The sequence below is a fragment of the Lacisediminihabitans profunda genome, from assembly GCF_008040105.1.
Classification (GTDB): domain Bacteria; phylum Actinomycetota; class Actinomycetes; order Actinomycetales; family Microbacteriaceae; genus Lacisediminihabitans; species Lacisediminihabitans profunda.
The window spans coordinates 1-201 of sequence record NZ_VRMG01000027.1; the positions used below are offsets into that span (position 1 = coordinate 1).

The 201-nt window shown below is 61.2% G+C and carries 1 pseudogene; it reads right to left on the bottom strand.

Annotated features, from left to right (window positions below):
* A pseudogene (locus FVP33_RS18920) lies at positions 1 to 201 on the bottom strand (LCP family protein); the annotation flags it as partial.

Consider the following 201-nt stretch of genomic DNA (forward strand, 5'->3'; position numbering starts at 1 on the left):
CTTGAGCACCAGCGCGATCGACACCATGGTGTTGAGGTTGCTGAGGTTCTTCGACAACGTCATGTTCTTGGAGGCCGCCGTGGCGAGACCGAAGAGCTTGGTGAAGTCGGTGAGGGTGCTGTCGCTCTTCACCGTACGCACGAGCGACGACAGGAAGACCTGCTGCGAGCTGATGCGACCGAGGTCGCTTCCGTCGCCCAC